Annotated in this window: 19 protein-coding genes; 11 read left to right on the top strand and 8 right to left on the bottom strand. The window is 69.4% G+C overall.

Annotation, left to right across the window (positions count from 1 at the left end; genetic code table 11):
• The first annotated feature begins 65 nt into the window (after positions 1-65).
• Complete coding sequence (locus ACFYXH_RS33300; protein WP_389570991.1) at positions 66-1019, top strand: FAD-dependent oxidoreductase; 954 nt, start codon at positions 66-68, stop codon at positions 1017-1019.
• A 94-nt stretch (positions 1020-1113) separates the two neighbouring features.
• Here ACFYXH_RS33300 and ACFYXH_RS33295 read toward each other — a convergent pair whose 3' ends face one another.
• The 3 genes from ACFYXH_RS33295 to ACFYXH_RS33285 all read right to left on the bottom strand — a co-directional run bounded on the left by ACFYXH_RS33295 (position 1114) and on the right by ACFYXH_RS33285 (position 4766).
• A complete protein-coding gene (locus ACFYXH_RS33295; RefSeq protein ID WP_389570988.1) occupies positions 1114-1410 on the bottom strand; it encodes a hypothetical protein in 297 nt (98 codons plus the stop codon).
• 102 nt (positions 1411-1512) lie between these two features.
• A complete protein-coding gene (locus tag ACFYXH_RS33290) occupies positions 1513-2793 on the bottom strand; it encodes a M14 family metallocarboxypeptidase (protein ID WP_389570986.1) in 1281 nt (426 codons plus the stop codon).
• Positions 2790-4766, bottom strand: coding sequence for a Xaa-Pro dipeptidyl-peptidase (locus tag ACFYXH_RS33285; protein ID WP_389570983.1), 1977 nt, complete (start codon positions 4764-4766; stop codon positions 2790-2792). The genes ACFYXH_RS33290 and ACFYXH_RS33285 overlap by 4 nt, the downstream gene beginning before the upstream one ends.
• 189 nt (positions 4767-4955) lie before the next feature.
• Here ACFYXH_RS33285 and ACFYXH_RS33280 point away from each other — a divergent pair, with 189 nt between their 5' ends.
• Positions 4956-6446, top strand: a complete 1491-nt coding sequence (locus ACFYXH_RS33280) for a M1 family metallopeptidase (protein WP_389570980.1) — start codon at positions 4956-4958, stop codon at positions 6444-6446.
• 203 nt (positions 6447-6649) lie between these two features.
• Positions 6650-7690 carry a LacI family DNA-binding transcriptional regulator gene (locus ACFYXH_RS33275; protein WP_389570977.1) on the top strand — a complete coding sequence of 347 codons (1041 nt, stop codon included), beginning with the start codon at positions 6650-6652 and terminating at the stop codon, positions 7688-7690.
• Between the two features lie 42 nt (positions 7691-7732).
• Here the strand turns inward: ACFYXH_RS33275 and ACFYXH_RS33270 are convergent, their stop codons facing one another.
• Positions 7733-10516, bottom strand: coding sequence for a glycosyl hydrolase (locus ACFYXH_RS33270; RefSeq protein WP_389570974.1), 2784 nt, complete (start codon positions 10514-10516; stop codon positions 7733-7735).
• A 240-nt stretch (positions 10517-10756) separates the two neighbouring features.
• Here ACFYXH_RS33270 and ACFYXH_RS33265 point away from each other — a divergent pair, with 240 nt between their 5' ends.
• From ACFYXH_RS33265 to ACFYXH_RS33250, 4 genes are all read left to right on the top strand, one after another.
• A complete protein-coding gene (locus ACFYXH_RS33265; RefSeq protein WP_389570971.1) occupies positions 10757-12061 on the top strand; it encodes an extracellular solute-binding protein in 1305 nt (434 codons plus the stop codon).
• 162 nt (positions 12062-12223) lie between these two features.
• The gene (locus tag ACFYXH_RS33260) at positions 12224-13168 is read left to right on the top strand and encodes a carbohydrate ABC transporter permease (protein WP_389570968.1); all 945 of its coding nucleotides are present in this window, start codon (positions 12224-12226) and stop codon (positions 13166-13168) included.
• A complete protein-coding gene (locus ACFYXH_RS33255; RefSeq protein WP_389570965.1) occupies positions 13165-14070 on the top strand; it encodes a carbohydrate ABC transporter permease in 906 nt (301 codons plus the stop codon). The genes ACFYXH_RS33260 and ACFYXH_RS33255 overlap by 4 nt, the downstream gene beginning before the upstream one ends.
• Positions 14071-14117: 47 nt before the next feature.
• A complete protein-coding gene (locus ACFYXH_RS33250; RefSeq protein WP_389570963.1) occupies positions 14118-15518 on the top strand; it encodes a GH1 family beta-glucosidase in 1401 nt (466 codons plus the stop codon).
• Here the strand turns inward: ACFYXH_RS33250 and ACFYXH_RS33245 are convergent.
• Both ACFYXH_RS33245 and ACFYXH_RS33240 read right to left on the bottom strand, forming a co-directional pair.
• Positions 15490-16365 carry an oxygenase MpaB family protein gene (locus tag ACFYXH_RS33245; RefSeq protein WP_389570962.1) on the bottom strand — a complete coding sequence of 292 codons (876 nt, stop codon included), beginning with the start codon at positions 16363-16365 and terminating at the stop codon, positions 15490-15492. The two genes, ACFYXH_RS33250 and ACFYXH_RS33245, sit on opposite strands and share 29 nt — an antisense overlap.
• A 181-nt stretch (positions 16366-16546) precedes the next feature.
• Positions 16547-16702 carry a hypothetical protein gene (locus ACFYXH_RS33240; protein WP_389570960.1) on the bottom strand — a complete coding sequence of 52 codons (156 nt, stop codon included), beginning with the start codon at positions 16700-16702 and terminating at the stop codon, positions 16547-16549.
• Between the two features lie 79 nt (positions 16703-16781).
• Here ACFYXH_RS33240 and sph point away from each other — a divergent pair, with 79 nt between their 5' ends.
• The 3 genes from sph (at position 16782) to ACFYXH_RS33225 (ending at position 19981) form a co-directional block, all read left to right on the top strand.
• A complete protein-coding gene (gene sph / locus ACFYXH_RS33235) occupies positions 16782-17771 on the top strand; it encodes a sphingomyelin phosphodiesterase (RefSeq protein WP_389570957.1) in 990 nt (329 codons plus the stop codon).
• Positions 17772-17849: 78 nt separating this feature from the next.
• The gene (locus ACFYXH_RS33230; protein ID WP_389570955.1) at positions 17850-18770 is read left to right on the top strand and encodes a cation diffusion facilitator family transporter; all 921 of its coding nucleotides are present in this window, start codon (positions 17850-17852) and stop codon (positions 18768-18770) included.
• Between the two features lie 149 nt (positions 18771-18919).
• Positions 18920-19981, top strand: a complete 1062-nt coding sequence (locus ACFYXH_RS33225) for a S1 family peptidase (protein WP_389570952.1) — start codon at positions 18920-18922, stop codon at positions 19979-19981.
• A 156-nt stretch (positions 19982-20137) separates the two neighbouring features.
• Here ACFYXH_RS33225 and ACFYXH_RS33220 read toward each other — a convergent pair whose 3' ends face one another.
• A complete protein-coding gene (locus tag ACFYXH_RS33220; RefSeq protein WP_327327253.1) occupies positions 20138-20617 on the bottom strand; it encodes a macro domain-containing protein in 480 nt (159 codons plus the stop codon).
• 119 nt (positions 20618-20736) lie between these two features.
• Here ACFYXH_RS33220 and ACFYXH_RS33215 point away from each other — a divergent pair, with 119 nt between their 5' ends.
• On the top strand, positions 20737-21477 hold the full coding sequence (locus tag ACFYXH_RS33215; RefSeq protein WP_389570949.1) for a MerR family transcriptional regulator: 741 nt from the start codon (positions 20737-20739) through the stop codon (positions 21475-21477).
• A 48-nt stretch (positions 21478-21525) separates the two neighbouring features.
• Here the strand turns inward: ACFYXH_RS33215 and ACFYXH_RS33210 are convergent, their stop codons facing one another.
• Positions 21526-23700 carry a 3-hydroxyacyl-CoA dehydrogenase NAD-binding domain-containing protein gene (locus ACFYXH_RS33210; RefSeq protein WP_389570946.1) on the bottom strand — a complete coding sequence of 725 codons (2175 nt, stop codon included), beginning with the start codon at positions 23698-23700 and terminating at the stop codon, positions 21526-21528.
• Positions 23701-23821: the final 121 nt, after the last annotated feature.

Raw genomic sequence — 23821 nt, 5'->3', positions numbered from 1 at the left:
TCCTGAGTATCCCCAGTTATGGGGTGATCTGAGCACGGCATCCGGCATTGGGCTACGGTCCCGCCATGAGCGGCGATGTGACAGTGGTGGGCGGCGGGGTCATCGGTCTTACGACGGCCATAGTGCTGGCGGAGAGCGGCCGCCGTGTACGGGTGTGGACGCGGGACGCGGCGGAGGAGACCACATCGGCGGTGGCGGGCGCGCTGTGGTGGCCGTACCGCATTCAGCCGGAGGGACTGGTCGGCGACTGGTCGATCGCCTCGCTGCGGGTGTACGAGAAGCTGGCAGCCCGCCCGGAGGAGACCGGCGTACGCCTGGTCGCGGGCGTTCAGGCCGGTGAGCGGCTGACAAGGCTGGGGCCGTGGGCCGCGCAGGTGGAGGGGTTGCGCGAGGCGCGAGCGCGGGAGCTGCCGCCGGGGTACGACTGCGGGCTGTGGGCGCGGATCCCGCTGATCGACATGCCGGTTCATCTGGCCTGGCTACGACGGCGGTTCGAGGCGGCGGGCGGCACGCTGGAGACCCGTACGGTCGGCGGTCTCGCCGAGGCGGCCGAGGAGGCGCGGGTCGTGGTCAACTGCACGGGGATCGAGGCACGGCGGCTTGTGCCTGACGATCACGTGCGCGCGGTGCGCGGGCAGTTGGTGCTGGTGGAGAACCCGGGGATCGAGGAGTGGTGCACCGCGGTCGACCATGCCTCGGCCAGGACGACGTACTTCTTTCCGCAGCCGGGGCGGCTGATCCTCGGCGGCACGGCCGACGAGGACGACTGGCGGCTCGAGCCCGATCCCGCGACGGCCGAGGAGATCGTCGCGCGCTGTGCGCTGATCCGTCCGGAGATCGCGAATGCGCGGATCCTCGGACACCGGGTGGGCCTGCGTCCGGCACGGACCGAGGGCGTACGGATCGAGGCCGGACCCCTGCCCGGCGGCGGCCTGCTGGTGCACAACTACGGGCACGGGGGCGCGGGTGTCACAGTCGCCTGGGGCTGCGCGGAGGCGGCGGCCCGGCTGGTGCCGTAGGCGCGCGGGCTCCGGTGGTGTACGGCGCCGCGGACGGGCGCTCATGCGGCACCGCCCGCCCCGACAGGAGCGGGCGGTGCCGTACGGCCGGGAACTACGCGTTGCGGTCGGCGTCCTCGCACTGCTGGGCCTTGGCCCGCAGCGCGTTCGCCCTGGCGTGCAGCCGCCTGTACTCCTCGATCTTGCGCGCGGCGCGCGCCCGCTGCGCCGCCTGCTCGGTCTTGGCGGCCTCCTGGCGGAGCTCCGCCGGGTTGCAGGTGATGACACCCCTCGCGGACACGGCCGACACGGCGGACTGCGTGCCGGTGCCGGCAGCCTGCGCGGGCGCGGCGGCGAACAGCAGTCCACCGGCCATCGCCGTGGTCACTGCGAGCATGGTTGTACGACGCATCTCAATCTCCAAGTACAAAGTTGTGCGCCCCCGTTGGGCATGCTGATCAATACGCGCCGGTAACTTTAGCCGACGTGATCACGCGGTCCCGTACCGGCCGCTTCAACACGCGGTGACCGCCTCCCCCGAGGCGAGGTGGTAGGTCGCACGGGCATCGAGCAGCAGCGGGATCAGCTCGCGCTGGGACTGCCGCAGCGGCACGAAGGCCCCTTCACCGACCGGCCGCACCATGACACCGTGCAGGGCCAACTCGTCCTTGATGTCCGCATACTGGGCCGCGTCCAAGCGGTAGCCGCAGGGTGGATCGGCGAGGATCTGCTCCGGCTTCGCCGGGTCGTTGTCGGCGCCGCCGAGATAGACCGGGCCGCGGTCCTTGAACCCCGCCAGCCGGGCACCGGTGGTCGCGGTCTCGATCCGGGTGCGCCGTTCGTCGGCGAACGAGAACAGCCCGCCCAGAGCGTCGAGTTGGCTGGCCACCCGGCGCCGGTTGTTCAGCGACGCGTCGGCCTTCTCCGCATCGGTCACGGGATCGACGCGGCTCTCGGTGAGGAGACCCACCGCGTTCTTGACGCCTGCGGCATTGCGCAGGATGCGCTCCTGACCGTCGCCGGCGGTCTGCTTGATGGGATCGCCGGTGACCGGGTCGGTCCAGATTCCGTAGGTGCCGGTACTGAAGCCGCCTTCGTGCGCGGCCGGGCGGACGTACCGGTCGGAGAGTATCTGCGACTCCTGATGGACCTTGGCGTCGGTGTTGAGATTGCGCGGCCAGAGGTCGAAGAGATCCTTGTCGTAGTACGGCGGGGTGGCGCCGTACTCGTGCAAGTCGTAGATGATGTCCGGGCGTTGGTCACGGACCACGGCCGCCATCGCCCGCCCCTCGGCGGTCTGCAACGCGATGTGGTCGCGGTTGATGTCGACGCCGTCGGAGTTGCCGCGGGTGTCCGCGGCCCGCCCGTCCGGGTTGGCCGTAGGGACGACGAGAATCCGTGTCCGGGACAGCAGGCGCCGGGTCTCGCTGTCCCTCGCATACGCCAGATCGCGTATCCGGCTCAGACAGGCGTCGCGGCCCGAGGGTTCGTCGCCGTGCTGACTGCAGATCAGCAGCACCACGTTCGAGGTGTGCTGCGCGCCGATGCGTACAAGTTGCAGTGGACGGCCCTGCTTCGTCGTCCCGATCCGGCCGACCGACACCCGGTCGCTGCCCCGGTCGACGGCGGCGAGGAACTCCTGCTCCTCGGGCTGACTGGTCCAGCGCGCGCCGTTGCTGATCTCGAAGCCGGTACGGGGCAGGGCGTGCGCCGCCTCGGCCGGCGCCGTCACCAGCGGCACTGCCAGCGCCGCGGCCGTGACGGCGAAGGCGAGCGTACGGATACGGAACTTCATCGGCTGCTGCCTCCCGGGATCGGGCGGATGGCTCGCGGTTCGGCCACACCGCTGAGCCGGGACGGGCTCGGGGCAACCGCTGCGGCGGACCCGGCGGTGGCACGCACAAAGGCGGCCGCACCACCGACGATCGGCAACCGCGCCGACGTCCGGGCCAGATCGAGGCTGAGCGTCGGCGTGGTGGCGGGCGGGTCGATGAGGTCCTTGTCCGTGCCGCCGACGATCAGGGCGAGCCGGTGGCCTGCCGGGACGACATGGTCGCTTGCGTGCAGATCGAGGGTGACGGTGTATGCCCTGCCGGGGGTCAGCGGGCGGCCCTTGGCGTCGGAGGCGTAGTTGCCCAGATCGGCCCAGCCGCGGCTGAAGACCGTGTAGTCGACGGCAGCCGTGCGCGCTTGCGTGACCTTGAAGCAGGGGCTGTCCCCCGGGGTGCTCGCGCCCCAGCAGGTGCGTTCGGTGAGGGTGGTGATGCCTTCACCGGCGGTGGCGTAGTCACGGATGGTGTCGGGGCCGAGATCCACGAGCACGGCGGAGAGATGGGCGCTGGAGGTCGACGGCGTCGCGGTGATCGTCACCTTGGAGGAGCCGGACAGCCGCAGATCACGGCCGAGCGGTTTGGTGATGAATCCGGCCTTGGCGGAGGTGGACCGGTCGATCTGGGCGGCCCAGTCGGTCTCGCCCAGCTTCGGGTCGTCGGTGAAGGTCTCGACCGAGCCGGGGCGCGCGGGCTTCAGACCGAGAGTGCCGACGCCGGCGGCTGTGCCGTTGCCCGGGCGGAGGCTGGTGGTGTGGGTGGCGCGTGGCGGCCAGACGCGGTCGGTGGACCACTGGTCGGGGGCGCGCTCGATGTCGGCCATCGGCTCATGGTCGATACCGTTGTCGTAGCCGAGGAGGTAGTGGTCGAACCAGCGGTGCAGGGTCGCGACCCACTCGGCGCGCCGGAAGTCGAACGGGTCGACATGCCCGGTCTGCGAGAGCCAGACCTTGCGCTCCACGCCTTCGTCGGCGAGCGCGTCCCACCACTGACCGAAGTGCTTGGTACGGACGTTGAGGTCCTGCATGCCGTGAACGGCGAAGACGCTCGCCGTGACATTGTCCGCGTTGCGCACATAGTTGCGCTCGCTCCACAGCCGGGTCAGGTCACCGGTCCGCGGAGCCTCGTCCACCAGGCGCTTCTGGACGGCCTGGCAGCGGGCTCGGGCCTCCGGGCTCTCGACATAGTCGGAGAGCCACTCGGGGCCCGAGTCGTAGAGCGGGGCGCCCTTGGCGAAGTAGTAGTCGTACCAGGAGGAGATGGCGGAGATCGGGACGATCGTCTTGAGCCCCTCGACCCCGGTGGCGGCAACGCCGTTGGCGATCGTGCCGTCGTAACTCTTGCCGATCATTCCGGTGCTGCCGTTGGTCCAGCCGGCGCGGGCGGGCTCGCCGCCGGTGCGGGTGGTGTACCCGCGGGCGCGGCCGTTCAGCCAGTCCACAACAGCCTTGGCGGATTGGACGTCGGAGCGGCCGCCGACGTCGACACAGCCGTCGGAGCGGTTGGTTCCGGCCAGGTCGACCGCGACGAAGGCATAGCCGCGCGGAACGAAGAAATTGTCATAGAAGAGCGGGAACTGGACGACATTGCCGTTCGCGTCGTACGTCTTCTTCTGGCTCTCGTTACCGCGACCGCAGCAGGAGTAGTACGGACTGGCGTCCATGATCACGGGAATCTTCAGGCCCTGCTGGGCGGGTTCGCGCGGCCGGACGATGTCGACGGCGACGCGGTCGGTCTTCCCGTCGCTGTCGCCGTCGAGCCGGGTGTCCACCCATACGGATTCACGGATCGCGTGCTCGTAGGAGTAGACGGGCCTGCTCTCCCGTACCGGCGCGCTCTGCGCCCCTGTCGGCGAGAGGGTCATGGCCATCAGGGCGGCCGAGGCCGCCACCACCAGCGATCTGTACGTCAAGCGGGTGACCCGCGCACGAATCGGCATGGGCGGAAGGTACTCCGGCCAACTCCCCTGCAACAGGGGGCAATCTGGGCATCAAAGTGACCGAAGGGACACCCGGGATGATGTCGGCCGAATGGCGATCACGTGAAAGGCCGAGCGGCGCTCCTGACTGCGGGCGCCGGGTCTGAATAGGCTTCAAGAGATCATCAGTCCCCACGACTTGGAGCATCCGTGCACCGCAGACTTATCGTCCCGAGCGCGCTCGCGGCCTCTCTGCTGCTGGCGATCCCGGCATCGGCCGCCGACAGCTCTCCGGGCGCCCCGGGCATCGGCGACCCTTACTACCCGGCCAGCGGAAACGGCGGATACGACGTATCCCACTACGACCTGAGGCTCACTTACGAGCCCAGTACAGATCTGCTGACGGGTACGGCAACGATCCTCGCCACCGCCAAGCAGAACCTGAACCGCTTCAACCTCGACTTCGGACTGAAGGTCAGCGAGGTGCGGGTCAACAACAAGATCGCGAAGTTCGCCAAGGAGGGCGACCAGGAGCTGGTCGTCACTCCGGCCACGCCGCTGGAGAAGGGCACCTCCGTCTCGGTGGTCGTCCGGTACGCGGGCAAGCCCTCCGAACTGAGCATCGGCGGCTACACAGCCTGGCACCGCACTCCGGACGGCGGCGTCGCCGCCCAGGAGCCGGACTCGGCCGTGTGGTGGTTCCCGAGCAACGACCACCCGCTGGACAAGGCGACGTACGACATCTCGGTGTCGGTGCCGGACGGCACCCAGGCGATCAGCAACGGCGTGCTGCAGTCGCAGAGTTCGAAGCTGGGCCGGACGCGCTACAACTGGCGCTCCAACAAGCCGCAGGCGTCGTATCTCGCAACGCTCGCCGTCGGAAAGTTCGACATCACCACCGACAAGACGGCCGACGGGCTGCCGATCCTCAACGCGTACAGCAAGGATCTCGGCGACAACGCCGGGGCGGCGCGGGCGAGCGTCGAGCGGACCGGCGAGGTGGCCGAGTGGCTCACCGGGGTCTTCGGCCCGTACCCCTTCAACGCACTCGGGGGCTACGTCCCCAATGTCACCAGCACTTTTGCGCTGGAGACACAGACCCGGCCGTTCTACAGCCCGCGGCAGTTCGCGAACGGCGCGAATGTCTCCGTGGTCGTCCATGAGCTGGCCCACCAGTGGTACGGCGACAGCGTCTCCGTCGACGGCTGGAAGGACATCTGGGTCAACGAAGGCTTCGCCCGCTACAGCCAGTGGCTGTGGTCGGAGAAGGAGGGCGAGGGCACCGCGCAGGAGCTCGCGGACTACGTCTATGCCCAGCACCCGGCCGACGACGCGTTCTGGACGGTCAAGCCGGGCGACCCGGGTCCGGACAAGCAGTTCGACATCGCCGTCTACGACCGGGGCGCGCTGGCGCTGCAGGCACTGCGCAACAAGGTCGGCGACAAGGACTTCTTCGCCATCCTCAAGGGCTGGCCGAAGGAGCACGCCTACGGCAACGCAAAGGTCGGCGACTTTGTGAAGTACGCCGAGAAGATCTCGGGCAAGCCGCTGGCCGGGCTCTTCGACAGCTGGCTCTACCAGCCGTCGAAGCCGGGCGCTCCGGCGGCGGCCCGAGCGCGGAGCGCTCGGGCGGACGTCAAGCACGTCCAGCCGAAGTCCTGGAAGACGATCGCAGCGACGAACACCGTCCACGACCACTGAGACGTGGCAGGAGCGCCGCCGTCCCGCGAGAGGGACGGCGGCGCTCTGCCGTGCCTCCTTCTCCCTGCCCTCTCCTTTCTCTTCCGCGGACTGGAGGGGAGCGCTCTCAGAAGATCATCGGGACCCGGATATCCTGTTCCCGGCAGCGTTCTCCCCCGCTGTCGTCTGAAGCAGCTGACTGAAGCAGACGAGGAGCGCCCGCCTTGCCCGAGCAGACCACTGGGTCCCGCCCCACTCTGGAAGCCGTCGCCGCCCGCGCCGGCGTCTCCCGGGCCACGGCCTCCCGGGTCGTCAACGGCGGCGCCGGTGTCCGGCCGCCGCTGGTCGACAAGGTGCGTCAGGCGGTCGAGGAGCTCGGATACGTACCGAACCACGCGGCGCGCACCCTGGTCACCCGGCGCAATGGCGCAGTCGCCGTGATCATCGCCGAGCCCGAGTTCAGGATCTTCTCGGACCCCTTCTTCGAGCAGCAGGTGCGTGGCATCAGCCGCGAGCTGACGGCGTACGACTCCCAGCTGGTGCTGCTGTGGGTGGAGGGGCCCGGTGACTACGACCGGATCGCCCGCTATCTCGGCGGCGGCCACGTCGACGGCGCGCTGGCCTTCTCGCTGCACAACGACGACGAACTGCCGTCGATCATCCGCCGGGTCAAGGTGCCGACCGTCTTCGGCGGCCGCCCCGGCTGGCCCGGTGCCGCCTCCGAGCTCGCCGTCCCGTATGTCGACTGCGACAACCGCGGCGGCGCCCGGGAGGCCGTCCGGCATCTGGTCTCTCTCGGCCGCGAGCACATCGCGCACATCGCGGGCCCGCGCGACCAGACCTCCGCGCTGGACCGGATCGACGGCTACCGCGATGTCCTGCTGGACGCCGACCCGGAGCTGGTCTGCCAGGGCGACTTCACCGCGGACAGCGGCGCCCGCGCGATGGCTGAGCTGCTGGAGCGCCGCCCCGATCTGGACGCCGTCTTCGCCGCCAACGATCTGATGGCCTCGGGGGCGCTGCGGACACTGCGCGAGCAGGGTCGTCGGGTGCCCGAGGATGTCGCGCTGGTCGGCTTCGACGATATGCCCTCGGTCGTCGAGTCGACCGATCCGCCACTGACAACGATCCGTCAGGACATAGAGGGAATGGGCCGGTTGATGGTCCGGCTGCTGATGCGCGTACTGAACAAGGACGAGCCGGGGGCCGGGGCCCCCGCATCGGTGATCACTCCGACCACGCTGGTGCGACGGGCCTCGGCCTGAGCCGCCGGGCGCCCGTCGCACACCGCGTGGTTGCTTCAGCCGTCAGGTGAAGGGGATCACCAGCACCGAACGGTCGGTGCCGGTCTGGAGCGAGGCGGTTCCGTTGCCGATCGCGTTCCACACCTCGAGGCGTACGGTGCCGCCCTTGAGGTCGCCGAGGGTTCCGGTCGCCGACTTCAGGCCGCGTGACTGGGCGTACTCCTCCCAGCCCGTGACCGGGTCGGTCGCGAAGTACTGGTAGGTCTCGGTCCGGTCGAAGGTGCCGTCGCCCGTGAGGTCGTAGCTGATCCTGGCCTGCTGGCCGAGTCCGACCGTGGTGCCCGCGTCCAGCTGGAGGCGGAATGCCGTGGCCGCGCCGGGAGCGAGCGTGCCGTTGACCTTCTTGATCTCATAGACGAGCGGCTGGTGCGGGGTGCCGTCGTAGTTGGCGCCGGCCGCCGAGGCGATGGTGTCGGCACCCGCCGTGCCGCCCGCCACGGTGGTCAGTACCCCGCCGGTGCGGAGCTGGAAGGTGTTGCCCGTGGGCGGTTCCGGGTCGGGACCGGGGTCCGGGTCGCCTCCCCCGGTGCCCGTGCCGGTCGCCGTCGAGCGCGCCGGGACGGTGAGCTTCGCGCCGTCGGAGAAGGTCACCGTGCGGGCCGTGGCACCGTAGTTGTGTGCGGCGTAGGTCCGTACCGTGCCCTTGGTGAAGACCGCGGAGCTCGGGATGTCGCCCGTGACCGTGGCGTCGGGGGCGCCGAGCGCGTCGAGTGTGCTGATCCAGTGGTACGTATGCGCCTTGGACTCGCCCTGCTCCGGGGTGTAGCCCGCGTTGCCCGCGTCCCACTTGGACTTCGCCGATGCCGGGTCGGCCAGCGCCTGGAACTCCCAGAGGATGTCGCGCCATTCGACGGCCGGGCCGCCGTTCTCCCGTTCCATCTCGGCGATATTGCGGCGGATCGCGGCCTTCTCGCCGCCCAGGTGCAGTGAACCGCCCGTCAGCGGAAGGGCGTTGATGCCGTGGATCTCCTCGGGGTTGGCGGTCCACCAGGTGGCGTACGCCGCGCCGCTGCCCCACACCATGCCGACCGTGTCATGCCCGAAGGAGGACGGGAAGACCTGCTGGTCGGCGTCGAACCAGTACTGGGCGATCGCCTCGGACTCGGTGGTGAGCAGATAGGTGCCGAGGTCGCGCAGCGCGGTGTCGCCGGTGGCCGAGCCCCACAGCACGAGGCCCGCGCTGAGGTTGATGGACTCCGAGGACGACTCCTGGTTGTTGCCGGCCGCGAAGCCCTGGTGCCCGGAGGCCCAGCTGTGGCCCGCGTACACGTCGAAGCCCCGCAGGAACGGGAAGGCGGTGTCGGTGCGGCTGGGGTTTGCCGCGTCCCGCACCAGGGTCTTCACCATGCCGCCCCATGCCGAGTCGGCGGCCCAGGCCTGGTCGTACTGGGCGACGATCGCGGCCGCGTACACGTAATAGCTGTAGTGGAAGTGGTGGTCGTTGAGCTCGGTGTCGCTGCCGTACGAGGCCGGGTAGCCGGTGAGGGTCTTCCAGTCCTTGTCGTACGAGAACTCGTTCGCGCCGCCTGCCGTGAACCAGTCCTGGAGCCGGCCCTTCATCAGGGCCAGCAGTTTGTCCCTGGTCGCGGTCTCACCGATCTGGTCGGCGACGGGCACGAGCTGGGCGAGCTGTCCGAGCACCTTGCCGGTCCAGTAGGTGTCCGTGTAGCCCTTGAACGGGTCGGGGTCGTTCGCCACCGCGTCGAGGTAGCCCCTGAGCCGGGCCGTGTCGACAGCGTTCGTCTTCGGCAGTGCGGGCAGCACCGCGGACGCCTTCTGGCTGGTGGTGAAGGAGGTCGCCTCACGGACCTTCATGGTGCCGCGCGGCGATACATAGGTGTACGAAGTGAGCGCGTCCGTGGTGTTCAGCCACTGATGGCGGTAGAGGGCCTGGAGCGTGCCGCGCTCGGTGCCCTCCTTGGCCTCGGTGGTCAGGGTGTAGGTGGCGTTCACGGTGCCACCGGTGTAACTCCAGCTCGCCTTGGAGCCGGTGACGAAGCTGTATGCGTACTTCTTGTACGTGGCCAGGGCGTCGGTGGAGGGCAGTACGGCGAGCGAGAAGTAGTCCTTGGTGCCGAGTCCCGCGGTCACGGTGGAGCCGGAGACCGTCCAGTCGCTGCCGCTCGGCGCGAACAGCGCGTAGTGATGCCCTGCGACGGTGATGCCGAGGACATTGCCCTGGTCGGCGAAGACGGTGGGCGCGGCGGCGGTGGTGATCTGGGCGTTGCCGCCGGAGCCCTTGGCGTATACGAACGGCAGGCCGTGGCCGATGGTGGTGCGCAGCGTGCGGGCGCCGTCGGACCAGTAGGGGGTCACGGTCCAGTCGGACCAGTCGTCGGCCTTGGTGTCCGGTGAGTTGAGCCCGGTGATGCCGAGGGTCAGGTCCCGCTTGTGGGCGTACTCGTACTGGCGGCCCTCGCCGACGATCTCCGGGGTCGTCGGGTAGCCGACCTCGAGTCCGCCGGCGGTGGCCTGGTAGGTGAGGGGGTGGCCGTACATGGGGGTGGAGTACGGGTTGTCGCCGTACCGCTGGAAGGCGAGCGAGGTCCACCAGTCGTTGGTGGGGACCGGCTTGTCCTTGGCTGCGGGGGTGACCTTGGGCGTGACCGGCGCGCCGGTGTTGGTGGTCGGGCCCGACGTACCGGCGGGGCGGGTGTCGGAGTAACTGCCAGAGCCGACGGGGACGGTGGCGGCCGCCGCCGGGGTGGCGGCCGGGCCCAGACCGAAAGCGGCCAGGGCTGAGACCAGTACCAGCGCGGCAGCTGGTCTGGTGCGGGTGGCTGGCATGGACGGCACCTCGAAGTCATCACGGGAAGGGGCGTCCGAGAGCGCTCTCAGATGGGGAGGAACGTAAAACTCCTGAAACAGAGGTGTCAATACGCGGGACACAGGGAGTAGTTCGCGCCGAGTCCAAGCCGTTACGCCTTCGAGTCTTGACGGGGCGGACGCCTCCGGGGCACGCTCCAGACGCATCTCTGAGAGCGCTCTCAAGCGATCTCGCTCCACCGAAGCCAAGGGAGGCTTCCCATGCCCAACGCCCGAGCCGCCAAGAGAACCGCGGTCCGCCTGGGTGCGGTCGCGCTCGCAGGGGCACTGCTCGCCGCCTGTGGATCCGGATCGTCGGACGGCGCATCCGACAGTGCGGGCGGCAAGGTCACGCTCACCGTGGACCTCTTCGGATCCTTCGGCTACAAGGAGGCCGGGCTCTACGCGGAGTACGAGAAGCTCCACCCGAACGTCAAGATCAAGCAGACCGACACCGAGGACGAGCAGGACTACTGGAAGTCGCTGCAGACGCGGCTCGCCGGCGGTGGCGGCCTCGCGGATGTGCAGGGCATCGAGGTGGGCCGGATCGCCGCGGTCACCCAGCAGCAGTCCGACAAGTTCGAGGACTTGAAGCAGTACGGCGCCGACAAGCTCAAGGACCAGTTCGCCGAGGCCAAGTGGTCGGCGGCGACCGGCAAGGACGGCCAGGTCCTCGGCCTGGGCACGGATGTCGGCCCGGAGGCCATGTGCTACCGCTCCGACCTCTTCAAGCAGGCCGGTCTGCCCACCGACCGCGCGGAGCTCGCGAAGAAGTGGTCCACCTGGGACGGCTATCTGGCGCTCGGCAAGGAGTACAAGAAGAAGGCTCCGGCCAAGAGCGCCTGGATGGACAGCGTCGGCAGCCTCTACACGATCATGATCGGCCAGGAGAAGGAGCGGTACTACGACGCCTCCGGGAAGCTGATCTACGAGAACAACCCGGCAGTCAAGGCCGCCTGGGACGCCTCGGCCGAGGCGGCGAAGTCGGGCCTGAGCGCCAAGCTCGACCAGTGGTCACCGCAGTGGAACCAGGCGTTCTCCGCCGGCTCGTTCGCCACCATGCCCTGCCCCGCCTGGATGCTCGGCTACATCAAGGGCCAGGCCGGTGACGCAGGCAAGGGCAAGTGGGACATCGCCAAGCTGCCCGCAGGCGCCGGCAACTGGGGCGGTTCGTATCTCTCGATCCCCCGTGCCGCCAAGCACAGGAAGGAGGCGTACGAGCTGATCCAGTGGCTCACCGCCCCCGAGCAGCAGGCCAAGCTCTTCACCAAGCAGGGCAACTTCCCGTCATCGACCGGCGCCATCGCCAAGGTCGCGGCGGCCAAGGACCCGTACTTCTCGGACGCGCCGATCGGCCAGATCTTCGGCGACGCCGCCAAGGCGGCACCCGTCCAGGTCCTCGGAGTCCATGACAAGAGCGTCGCCGACCAGATCACCAACGCGCTGAGTGAGGTCGAGCGCAAGGGCACCTCGCCCGACAAGGCCTGGTCGACCGCGAAGAAGAACGTGGAGAACGCCACCGGCTGACCCAGCGGTGCCGGGGAAGTGCGGGACGCCACCCGAACCTCCCCGGCACCGCTCAACTTCCTCAGGCCGGTCCTGATTCCGGCCGGTCCTGATTTCGCCGGACCGGCCTCCGGCTGCTGGTCTTCCGCAACCTCCCGTTCCCACTCCTCGAAGGGCCGCACCGTGACCCTCACCGCCAGCGCGAAACCGGTCTCCCCCCGGCCCTCGGCCGCGCACCGCACCTGGCGCACGCTCTCGCCGTACGCCTATATCGCTCCGTTCTTCACCTTGTTCGCCGCCTTCGGGCTCTTCCCGCTGATCTACACGGCCTTCGTCTCGCTCTACCGCGTCGAGCTGCAGACGCCCGGGGAGATGGAGTGGCGTGGCTTCGGCAACTACACCGCACTCTTCGGCGACGAGATCTTCTGGACCGCACTGGGCAACACGTTCACCATCGGGGTGCTGTCCACCGTCCCACAGCTGGTGATGGCGCTGGGCCTGGCCCACTTGCTCAACTACCGGCTGCGCGGCCGGACTTTCCTGCGCACGGCGATGCTGCTGCCGTACGCGACCTCCGTCGCCGCCGCGACCCTGGTCTTCGCGCAGCTCTTCGGCCGCGATTTCGGCCTGATCAACTATGTGCTGGGCCTTGTCGGTTTCGATCCGGTGGACTGGCAGGCCGGGACGGTCTCCTCACAGATCGCCGTATCGACCATCGTCATCTGGCGCTGGACCGGCTACAACGCGCTGATCTATCTGGCGGGCATGCAGTCCATCCCGAGCGAGCTGTACGAGGCCGCCGAGATGGACGGGGCCTCGCGCTGGCGGCAGTTCATCCATGTCACCCTGCCGGGGCTGCGTCCCACGATCCTCTTCACCGTCGTCGTCTCGACGATCGGCGCCACCCAGCTCTTCGGTGAGCCGCTGCTGTTCGAGGGTTCCATCTCCGGCGGTATATCGCACCAGTACCAGACGCTCGGGCTCTATATGTACGAGCAGGGCTGGGGCTTCTTCCATCTGGGCCGGGCCGCCGCCATCGCCTGGGTGATGTTTCTGCTGATCCTGGTGCTGGTCGGGGTCAACGCCCTGATCGCGCACCGCCGTTCCCGCAAGGAGGCCGGCCGATGACCGTGCTCGCCGCTCCGCCGACCGAACCGGCCGCCGAGGGCACACAACCCGGGCCCACGCGCCGGACGAGGAACCGGGCCGGGCGCACGATGCAGGGCGGCAAGCTCGCGTACGCGATCCTGATCGCCGCCGTCCTCGTCTCGGCGTTCCCCTTCTACTGGACGATCGTCGCCGCCAGCCGCTCCAACGCCGATCTGGCGAAGGTGCCGCCGACGCTGCTGCCGGGCTCGAATCTGCTCCACAACTTCCAGGCGGTGATGGAGGAGGCCGATATCGGCAAGGCTCTCCTCAACTCCTTCATCGTCTCCGGCTCGATCACCGTCGGCACGGTGCTCTGCTGCACGCTCGCCGGATTCGCCTTCGCCAAACTGCGCTTCCGCGGCCGCGGCGCGCTGCTGGCGGTCACGGTGGGCACGATGATGATCCCGCCACAGCTCGGTGTGATCCCGCTCTTCATGCTGATCGCCAAGCTGCAGTGGGTGAACCAGCTGCAGGCCGTGATCCTGCCCGGTCTGGTCTCCGCCTTCGGTGTGTTCTTCATGCGGCAGTACCTGGTGCAGTCGCTGCCGGACGAGCTGATCGAGGCGGCCAGGGTCGACGGCGCATCCACCGCCCGGATCTTCTGGTCGATCGTGGTGCCGATCGCCCGGCCCGGTATGGCCGTGCTCGGAATGCTGACCTTCATGGCCGCGTGGAACGACTTCTTCTGGCCGATCGTCGCGCTCTCCTCGCAGGAGCCGACCGTGCAGGTCGCCCTGCGCCAGCTCGGCGGCGGCTATGTCCACGACCAGTCCGTGATCATGGCGGGCACGCTGCTCGGCACTCTCCCGGTGCTGCTCGTCTTCGGTCTGCTCGGCCGGCAGATCGTCGGCGGCATCATGCAGGGCGCCGTCAAGGGCTGACCCCCTCCCCCGCACCGCTCCATCTCTATTCCTGGGAGTTCCACGTCATGACCGCTGTCGACGCACGCCCCGAGACGACGACGGACCTCCGGTTCCCGGCCGGATTCCGCTGGGGCACTGCCACCGCCGCGTACCAGATCGAGGGCGCCGCGGCGGAGGACGGCCGTACGCCGTCCATCTGGGACACCTTCAGCCGTGCGCCGGGCAAGGTCCGCAACGGCGACACCGGCGACATCGCCGCCGACCACTACCACCGGATGCGCGAGGACGTCGCGCTGATGAAGCAGCTCGGCGTCACCGACTACCGGTTCTCGGTGGCCTGGCCGCGGGTGCAGCCGACCGGGCGCGGTCCCGCCGTACAGAAGGGGCTGGACTTCTACCGTCGGCTCACCGACGAGCTTCTCGAGGCGGGCATCCGGCCGGTGGCCACGCTCTACCACTGGGATCTGCCGCAGGAGCTGGAGGACGCGGGCGGCTGGCCGCAGCGCGAGACCGCCCAGCGCTTCGGCGAGTACGCCGGGATCATGGCGGACGCGCTCGGGGACCGGGTGAAGACCTGGACCACGCTGAACGAGCCGTGGTGCGCCGCGTTTCTCGGCTACGGCTCCGGCGTGCACGCCCCGGGGCGCACCAGCGCGAGTGCCTCGCTGCGCGCCGCGCACCATTTCAACCTGGCGCACGGGTGGGCCGCGCAGACGCTGCAGGCCACGCTGCCGTCGACGTCCGAGATCTCGCTGACGCTCAACCTGCACGCGGTGCGGCCGCTCACGGACTCCGAGGGCGACCGGGACGCGGCTCGCCGGATCGACGCCGTCGGGAACCGGATTTTCCTCGATCCGGTGTTCCACGGCCGCCTTCCGGAGGATCTGGTCCATGACACGGCTACGGTGACCGACTGGGCCTTTGTCCAGGACGGCGATCTGGACAGCATCTCCACGCCGATCGACTCGCTGGGCATCAACTACTACTCCCCCACGGTCGTCGGGGCGGGGTCGTCGGACTCGCCCTCGCCGTGGGCCGGCGCGGAGCAGCACGTCCGCTTTCTGCCCGCGCCCGGTCCGCGTACCGCGATGGATTGGCCGGTCGATGCCGACGGCCTGCACGAGCTGCTGATCCGGCTGCGCGACGATCTGCCGGGCGTACCGCTGGTGATCACCGAGAACGGTGCCGCGTACGACGACTACGCCGATCCGTCGGGCGCGGTCCATGATCCCGAGCGGGTGGCGTATCTGCGGTCCCACCTCGCGGCGGTGCACCGGGCGATCGAGGACGGCGCGGATGTGCGCGGCTACTTCCTGTGGTCGCTGCTGGACAACTTCGAGTGGGCCTACGGCTACAGCAAGCGGTTCGGCATCGTCCATGTCGACTTCGCGACCCAGCGCCGTACGTTCAAGGACAGCGCCCGCTGGTACGCGGACGTCATCGCACGGGGCGGGCTGACCGGCTGAGCCGGGCGGCCCGTCGCGCCTCGCGCGCGAGCGGGAGGTAACGCAGTCGCTCGGGGAGCACGGGAACCACGGTCCGTACGACCCGGGCGACTCTGCGCAGCCGCCGCTCCTGCTCGTCCGTCCACTCCAGGCCGATCGCCTCGCGTGCGTCGGGCGGCATCAGCCCGATCGTCATGAAGCGGCGGAAGCGGGCGAGCGGAGGCAGCAGCAGCGGCCACACCGTCCTGAGCAGCAGTCTCACCGCGAGCGGCCCGCGGTCGGGCGGCGGCACCGGCTGGTTCGTGGCGATCAGTTCGCGTACGACGACGGTCGCCTCTATCTCGTCTGCGAGCACCTTGCGGTAGTACGGCCAGAACTCCTCGATCGTCTGCGGCATGTCCCGGTCGTGGATGCCGAGGATCCGGCCGACCTGGAGCCACTCCGCGTACAGCTGCCGCTCCTGGACCTCGGTGAGCGGAGGCGCCAGATAGCGCAGCGCGTGCTGATAGACCGGGAAGCCGGTGGCGTGGACCCAGGAGTAGGAGGCGGGGCTGAGCGCGTGGTAGCGACGGCCGTGGGCGTCGGTGCCCCGGATCGTCTTGTGGAGCTCGCGCAGTCTGCGGCCCTCTTCGGCCGCCGCCTCGCCGCCGTACACCCAGAGCTGGAGCGAGTGCAGGGAGCGTTCTCCTCGGCCCCAGGGGTCGGTGCGGAATACGGAATGGTCGTCGACGCCCGCGCCGACGGCGGGGTGAGCGACCTGCAGGGTGAGGGCGGCGGGCAGCATGAGCAGGGCCCGGATGTCGCCGGCGTAGGTCCAGAGCACTCCGCCGGGCGGGAGCGGTACGGGTTCTGCTGCGGCCCTGCTCATCTGTGCGCTCCTGGCGGGTCCGAGCCCGGTCTGAATCAGTGTCAGCGCTGTTGACGAGGCCCGTGAACAACTCGCTAGCAATTGTAAACTGCGACTCTCCTGTGCGGGAGTACATGGGTCCGCACAGTGCCACGCCCCCTCGTGCGCCCGCTGGCGGGTGCGGGCGGCGTCATGGCGGGCTTCAGCGAGCGGCCTCGTAGTCGGCGTGTTGGGCCGCGGCCTCGGCGCTCAGCTGCTCGGCCTGCTCGACGGCGCCGTCGATCCTCCATGTGTGCGAAGAATCGTACGGGTTCCGGGAGTTGGTGTGATCGTGAGGCTGTGGAAAGAAAGTGGACACCTGGTCATTACCAGGAGGTAACTCCGGCTGATTGGATGTGCGGCGCCGGTCGTACCCCCCACCAGACTCTGGAGTCCTTGTGCCGCACTCCGTGCTCCGCCGTATCCCTGGCGCAGTCCTGTCCACCGCCCTCGCCGCCGCCGTCCTCACCGGAACGGCTCCAACGGCCTCCGCCGCACCGGCGGAGGCGACGCCGTCCCTCAAAGTGCTGACGTACAACACCTTCCTGTTCAGCAAGACGCTGTACCCCAACTGGGGCCAGGACCACCGGGCCGCGGCCATACCCGCGACCACGTTCTTCCAGGGCAAGGACGTCGTCGTTGTGCAGGAAGCCTTCGACAACTCCTCGTCGGACGCGCTGAAGCAGAAGGCCGCAGCCCAGTATCCGTATCAGACCCCGGTGATGGGGCGGAGCAAGGACGGCTGGGACGCGACCGGCGGTTCGTACTCGGCCACCACCCCGGAGGACGGCGGGGTCGCGGTGCTCAGCAAGTGGCCGGTCGTCCGCAAGGAGCAGTACGTCTACAAGGACGCCTGCGGGGCGGACTGGTGGTCCAACAAGGGCTTCGTCTACGTCGTGTTGAATGTGAACGGCGCGAAGGTGCATGTGGTCGGCACGCACGCTCAGTCGACCGACCCCGGCTGCGGCGCGGGCGAGGCGGCGCAGATGCGCAGCCGCCAGTTCAAGGCCATCGACGCCTTCCTCGACGCCAAGAGCATCCCGGCGTCCGAACAGGTCCTGGTCGCGGGCGACTTCAATGTCGACTCGCGGACGCCGGAGTACGCGACGATGCTCGCCGACGCCGGCCTCGTGGGGGCGGACGCGCGCACCGGGCACCCGTACTCATTCGACACGAAGGAGAACTCGATCGCCTCCGAGCGCTATCCCAACGACCCGCGCGAGGACCTGGACTACGTCCTGCACCGGGCCGGGCACGCGAAGCCGGCAGGCTGGACAAATGAGGTGATCAAGGAGCAGAGCGCGCCCTGGACGGTCTCCAGCTGGGGCACGAAGTACACCTACACCAACCTCTCCGACCACTACCCGGTCATCGCGTCCGGACAGTAGTCGCAAACCCTTCGCAGCTGGTCAGCGGCCGCTTTTCGGCAGTGGCTGCAAGGGATTTGATGCGCCAGGGTGGTGACCATGACGGGTCACGGGCACGTCCATGGTCACCACCATCACCACACCCACGACCGCATCGACGCCGCCCTCGAACGATCGGCCGAGGGGCTGCGGACGCTGTGGTTCTCCTTCGGTGTGCTTGCCGCCACGACCGCCGTCCAGGCGGTGATCGCGACCGCGTCGGGTTCGGTGGCGCTGCTCGGTGACACGGTCCACAACGCCACCGACGCGCTGACCGCTCTGCCGCTCGCCCTCGCCTTCATCCTCGGCCGGCGGGCAGCCACCCGCCGCTACACCTACGGCTTCGGCCGGGCGGAGGACCTGGCGGGCGTCTTCGTGGTGCTGGTGATCGCCGCGTCGGCGGTCTTCGCCGGGTACGAGGCGCTGCGGCGGCTGTTCGAGCCGCAGGATGTCAGCCATCTGGCCGCAGTGGCCGCGGCCGGTCTGGTGGGTTTCACCGGCAACGAGTGGGTGGCAAGGGCCCGGATCCGTACGGGCCGCAGGATCGGGTCGGCCGCGCTGGTGGCCGACGGACTGCATGCCCGGAGCGACGGTTTCACCTCACTGGCCGTACTGCTGGGCGTGGGCGGAGCCGTACTCGGATGGCGGTGGGCCGATCCGCTGATCGGGCTCGCGATCACGGGGGCGATCGCGGTGGTGCTGCGCGGTGCGGCGCGCGAGATCTGGCACCGGCTGATGGACGCGGTGGACCCGGCGCTGGTCGACGAGGCCGAGCACGCGCTCTCCCATGTCGAGGGCGTACGGGCCGTGCGGGACGTGCGAATGCGCTGGCTCGGGCACGATCTGCGGGCCGAGACCTCGATCGTGGTCGACCCGGCGCTGACGGTGCGGCAGGCGCATGCGGTGGCCCTGGCCGCCGAGCACGCGTTGCTGCACGGGGTCCGGCGGCTGACCGCGGCCACGGTCCAGGTCCATCCGTGACTCCCCCGAACGGGTGGGTGGTTCGGCGTTCTCGCGGCTTCTGGATGCATGGCGGGGTCATGCCACGTCGCGTCCGCGCTCCGAACTGATCCAGACGAAACTTCTCCTCGAATCCCCCCACCGCGGACTCGTTCGAAGGAGAAGCCCCCATGAGACGCACGCTCCGCGCGCGCATCTGCCTTTCCGTCATCCTCGCCCTGCCCATCGTCGGCCTGGGCCCGGGCACCGCCGGGGCCGCCCCGGATCCGGTGCCGGGCGTCACCGCATCCCCGACGCAGTACAGCCTCGACAGCATGCTCGAACGCGCCCTCGGCGACCACAGCGCCGGTTCGTATCTCGACGCCAAAACGGGCGAACTGGTCGTCACCGTCACCGATGCAGCCTCGGCCGACAAGGTACGGGCCGCCGGGGCACGCGCCAAGCTCGTCAAGCGCAGCACGGAACGGCTCGAAGCGGCCATGGACACCCTCGAGGCCCAGGCGAAGATCACCGGCACCTCGTGGGGCATCGACCCCTCGACCAACCAGGTCGCGATCGAAGCCGACCGGTCGGTCTCCGCACCCTCCATGACCCAGCTGCAGAAGGTGGCCGCAGGTCTCGGCGACGCCGTACGGATCAAGCGTGTGCCCGGAGTCTTCAAGAGGGAGGTAGCCGGGGGCAACGCGATCTACGGTGGCGGCTTCCGCTGCTCGGCGGCCTTCAACGTCTCGAAGGGCACGGCCCGATACTTCCTGACGGCCGGTCACTGCACCAACGAGGCCGTCAACTGGTATGCGTCACCAGGCGGCCCGATCATCGGGCTCCGAAGGGGGACCAGCTTCCCGGGCAACGACTTCGGCATCGTGCGGTACACGGGTGGCGCCCTGCCCGCCGGAAACGTCAACCTCTACAACGGCAGCTACCAGGACATCACGACCGCGGCCAACGCCATCGTCGGCCAGGCCATCCGGAAGAGCGGCTCCACCACGCGCGTGACCAGCGGCAGGGTCACCGCCGTGAACGTCACCGTGAACTACGTCGAAGGGCCGACCTACGGCATGGTCCGCACCACCGCCTGTTCGGCCGCCGGCGACAGCGGTGGTGCGCACTTCGCGGGTTCCACCGCCCTGGGCATCCACTCGGGCAGCTCCGGCTGCACGGGCACCAACGGCTCGGCCATCCACCAGCCGGTGCGGGAAGCACTCAGCGTGTACGGCGTGGCTGTGTACTGATTGGCCGACCGAATGGCTGACCGACTCGCTGATGCGTGCGGGCGTGCCATCCATTGGGCACGCCCGCCGCGCTGTTCGGACAGGTGGCTTCGGCGCGAGCCCACCGCGTGCCGCGGAGGCCGAGCAGTGCGGCCGAGCAGTGCGGCAGCGCGACGCTCAGCCCTCGTGGTCGTACACCGTCACCGATATCCCCCGCGCCGTCAGCCGTCCCGCTATCAGCGGCTCGATCCGCGACCACTTCCCGCCCGCGAGACCGCACCCGATCCGCGGCATATGGACGGACGCCCCCAGCTCCGCCGCCTTCCCGGCCACCGCCCCGAGCGCCGCGTCGATCGCCTCGTACCGCACCGGAACCCCCTTGCTGCCGGTCCGTATCCCCCGCTGCCCCACCATGTTCGCCACCCACAGATACGGCGCCACCTGGACGTACTGCACGGCGCCGAGCCCGAAGTCATTGCCGGCGCGCTCCCGGTGCCAGCGGCGGTACGCCGCCTCCGGCTCCGGCCAGCGGCGCGATATCGCCAGCACGAAGCCCTTCCCCCAGCCGCCCAGGTCGTTGCAGACATGCGCGATCAGCTTCACCCCCTTGCCCTGCGGCGCGGTGGCGTCCCCCCGGACGTACTCGATCTCGGACATGCACCCACCGTACGGACCACCACTGACAATCGGCGGACGCTTTCACAACAGTGGTGAGACAGCAATACTGTTGCACTGCACGGAGATCAGGAACGGGCAGCGGGAAGCGAGGCGCACAAATGGCGACCGAGACCGAGGAGCCGACGCTCACCGTCGACGAGCTGGCCGCGCGCGCCGGGGTCACCGTACGCACCATCCGCTTCTACAGCACGCGCGGACTCCTGCCGCCTCCGGCGATCGGACCCCGCCGCGTCGGTCACTACGGACCGAACCATCTCTCCCGCCTGGCCCTCATCGAGGAGCTCCAGCACCAGGGCATGACCCTTGCCGCGATCGAGCGCTATCTGGAGCAGCTGCCACCGGACCTGAGCGCGCACGACCTCGCGATCCACCGCGCGCTGGTCGCCTCCTGGGCGCCGGACTCGGCCGAGGAGGCGACCCGCGCCGACCTGGAGCGCCGCGCGGGCCGCACGCTGAGTGAGCAGGACATCGACCGGCTCGCGGCGATGGGTGTCCTGGAGCGCGCGGATGTCGCGGCGGACTCGGACGGCTACCGGCTCGACCCGGGCCTGCTGCGGCTCGGTGTGCAGCTGCTGGACGTACCGATCGCGCACGAGACGATTCTCGCCGCCCGCACGGTCCTGCTGGAGCACACCCGCTCGGCGGCGCGCGAGCTCACCAGGCTGTTCCGGGACGAGGTATGGAATCCGTACCGCGAGCAGGAGCCGGACCCCGAGCAGGTGGCGGCGATGAAGTCGCTGTCCGCCCATATGCAGCCGATGGTGGTGCAGGCGCTGGTGACGGCCTTCCAGCGGTCGCTCAAGGAGGAACTGCGGGCCGCGTTCAGCCAGCAGGACTGACGCGGGCCGCGTCCAGCCGGGAGAGCTGAGCGCGGCCCGGGCCCGGCGTCACGCGTCGGTGAAGACCTCGCCTCGCTCCGCCTTCTCGACCAGCAGCGCAGGCGGGTTGAAGCGCTCGCCGTAGCGCTCGGCAAGCTCACGCGCGCGCGCCACGAAACCGGACAGCCCGCCCTCGTAGCCATTGATGTACTGCAGCACACCGCCCGTCCAGGCGGGGAAGCCGATGCCCATGATCGAGCCGATATTGGCGTCGGCGACCGAGATCAGCACGTTCTCCTCCAGGCAGCGCACAGTGTCCAGCGCCTCGGAGAAGAGCATCCGCTCCTTCATGTCCTGGAAGGGCACATGCATGTCGGAACGCGTGAAGTGCTCGCGCAGGCCCGGCCACAGCCCGGTCCGCTTTCCGTCCTCGCCGTACTCGTAGAAGCCCGCGCCGCCACTGCGGCCCGTGCGCCCGAACTCGTCGACCATCCGGTCGATCACCCCGTCCGCCGGATGCCCGGTCCAGCTGCCGCCTGCCTCCTCGACCGCGCGCTTCGTCTCGTTGCGGATCTTCCGCGGGAGGGTGAGGGTGAGCTCGTCCATCAGGGAGAGCACCTTGGCCGGGTAGCCGGCCTGGGCTGCGGCCTGCTCGACCGACACGGGGTCGACGCCCTCGCCGACCATCGCCACGCCCTCGTTGATGAACTGACCGATCACGCGCGAGGTGAAGAAGCCGCGCGAGTCATTGACGACGATCGGGGTCTTGTTGATCTGGCGGACCAGGTCGAAGGCGCGGGCCAGCGCCTCGTCGCCGGTGTGCTCGCCCTTGATGATCTCGACGAGCGGCATCTTGTCGACCGGCGAGAAGAAGTGCAGCCCGATGAAGTCGACGGGCCGCGACACTCCTTCGGCGAGGACAGAGATGGGCAGCGTCGAGGTGTTGGAGCAGAGCAGCGCGTCCGGCTCGATGATGTCCTCGATCTCCTGGAACACCTTGTGCTTGAGGGCCGTGTCCTCGAAGACCGCCTCGATCACGGCGTCGCAGCCGGCGAGGTCCGTCGGGTCGGCGGTCGGCGTGATGCGCGCGAGCAGTGCGTCACGCTTGGCCTCGGTCGTACGGCCCCGGGAGAGCGCCTTGGCGAGCAGCTTCTCGGCGTACGCCTTGCCCTTGGCGGCCGCGTCCGCCGTGACGTCCTTGAGGACGACCTCGATGCCCGCGCGGGCGCAGGAGTAGGCGATGCCCGCACCCATCATCCCGGCGCCGAGGACGGCGACCTTGCGGACGGGGCGCGGCTCGATGCCCTTGGGGCGGTTGGCGCCGGAGTTGACTGCCTGCAGGTCGAAGAAGAACGCCTGGATCATGTTCTTGGCGATCTGCCCGGTGACCAGCTCGGTGAAGTACCGGGCCTCGATGATCTGCGCGGTCTCGAAGTCGACCTGGGAGCCCTCGACGGCCGCCGCGAGGATATTGCGCGGGGCGGGGTAGGGCGCACCGGCGGTCTGCTTCTTCAGGTTCGCGGGGAATGCGGGCAGGTTGGCGGCGAACCGCGGGTTGGACGGGGTCCCGCCGGGGATCTTGTAGCCCTTGACGTCCCAGGGCTGCTGCGATTCGGGATGGGCGTCGATGAAGGCGCGGGCCTTGGCGAGCATCTCCTCGTCGGTGGCGGCCACCTCGTGGACCAGGCCGTTCTCCAGCGCGCGCTGCGGGCTGTACTGGGTGCCCTGCAGCAGGACCTTCAGCAGCGCGTCCGCGATGCCCATCAGCCGTACGGTGCGGGTGACGCCGCCCCCCGCGGGCAGCAGGCCGAGGGTGACCTCGGGCAGGCCGATCTTGGAGCCGGGCGCATCGAGGGCGATGCGATGGTGACAGGCGAGGGCGATCTCGTAACCGCCGCCCAGGGCCGCGCCGTTGATGGCGGCGACGACGGGCTTGCCGAGGGTCTCGATCCGGCGCAGGGCGCGCTTGATGCCCATGCCGGCCTCGAAGGCGGCCTCGGCGTCCTCCGGACCGGCCTTGATCATGTCCTTGAGGTCCCCGCCCGCGAAGAAGGTCTTCTTGGCGGAGGTGAAGATGATGCCGCGGATGGAGTCCTTCTCGGTCTCGGCGCGGTCGGCGATCGCGGCGATGGACTCCTTGAAGGCCTGGTTCATCGTGTTGGCGGACTGATTGGGGTCGTCGAGGACGAGGGTGACGACGCCGGTCTCGTCCTGTTCCCAGCGGATGGTGGTGCTCTCGGTCATTGCGGAGTCTCCAGGAGGTCTTGGTCAGGTCGTTTCGAGCGATGGCGGTGTCGGCGCGGAGGGTGTGGGCGCTGCCGCTCGAGTGCCGGCCGTTCGGAGTGCCGGCCCGGGGGCGCGCCGC

Origin of the sequence: Streptomyces sp. NPDC002730, from assembly GCF_042888805.1 — a bacterium.
In the GTDB taxonomy this organism is placed as follows: Bacteria; Actinomycetota; Actinomycetes; order Streptomycetales; family Streptomycetaceae; genus Streptomyces.
The sequence above is the reverse complement of the archived record's forward strand: the minus strand, read 5'-3'. Positions and strand labels throughout refer to the sequence as shown.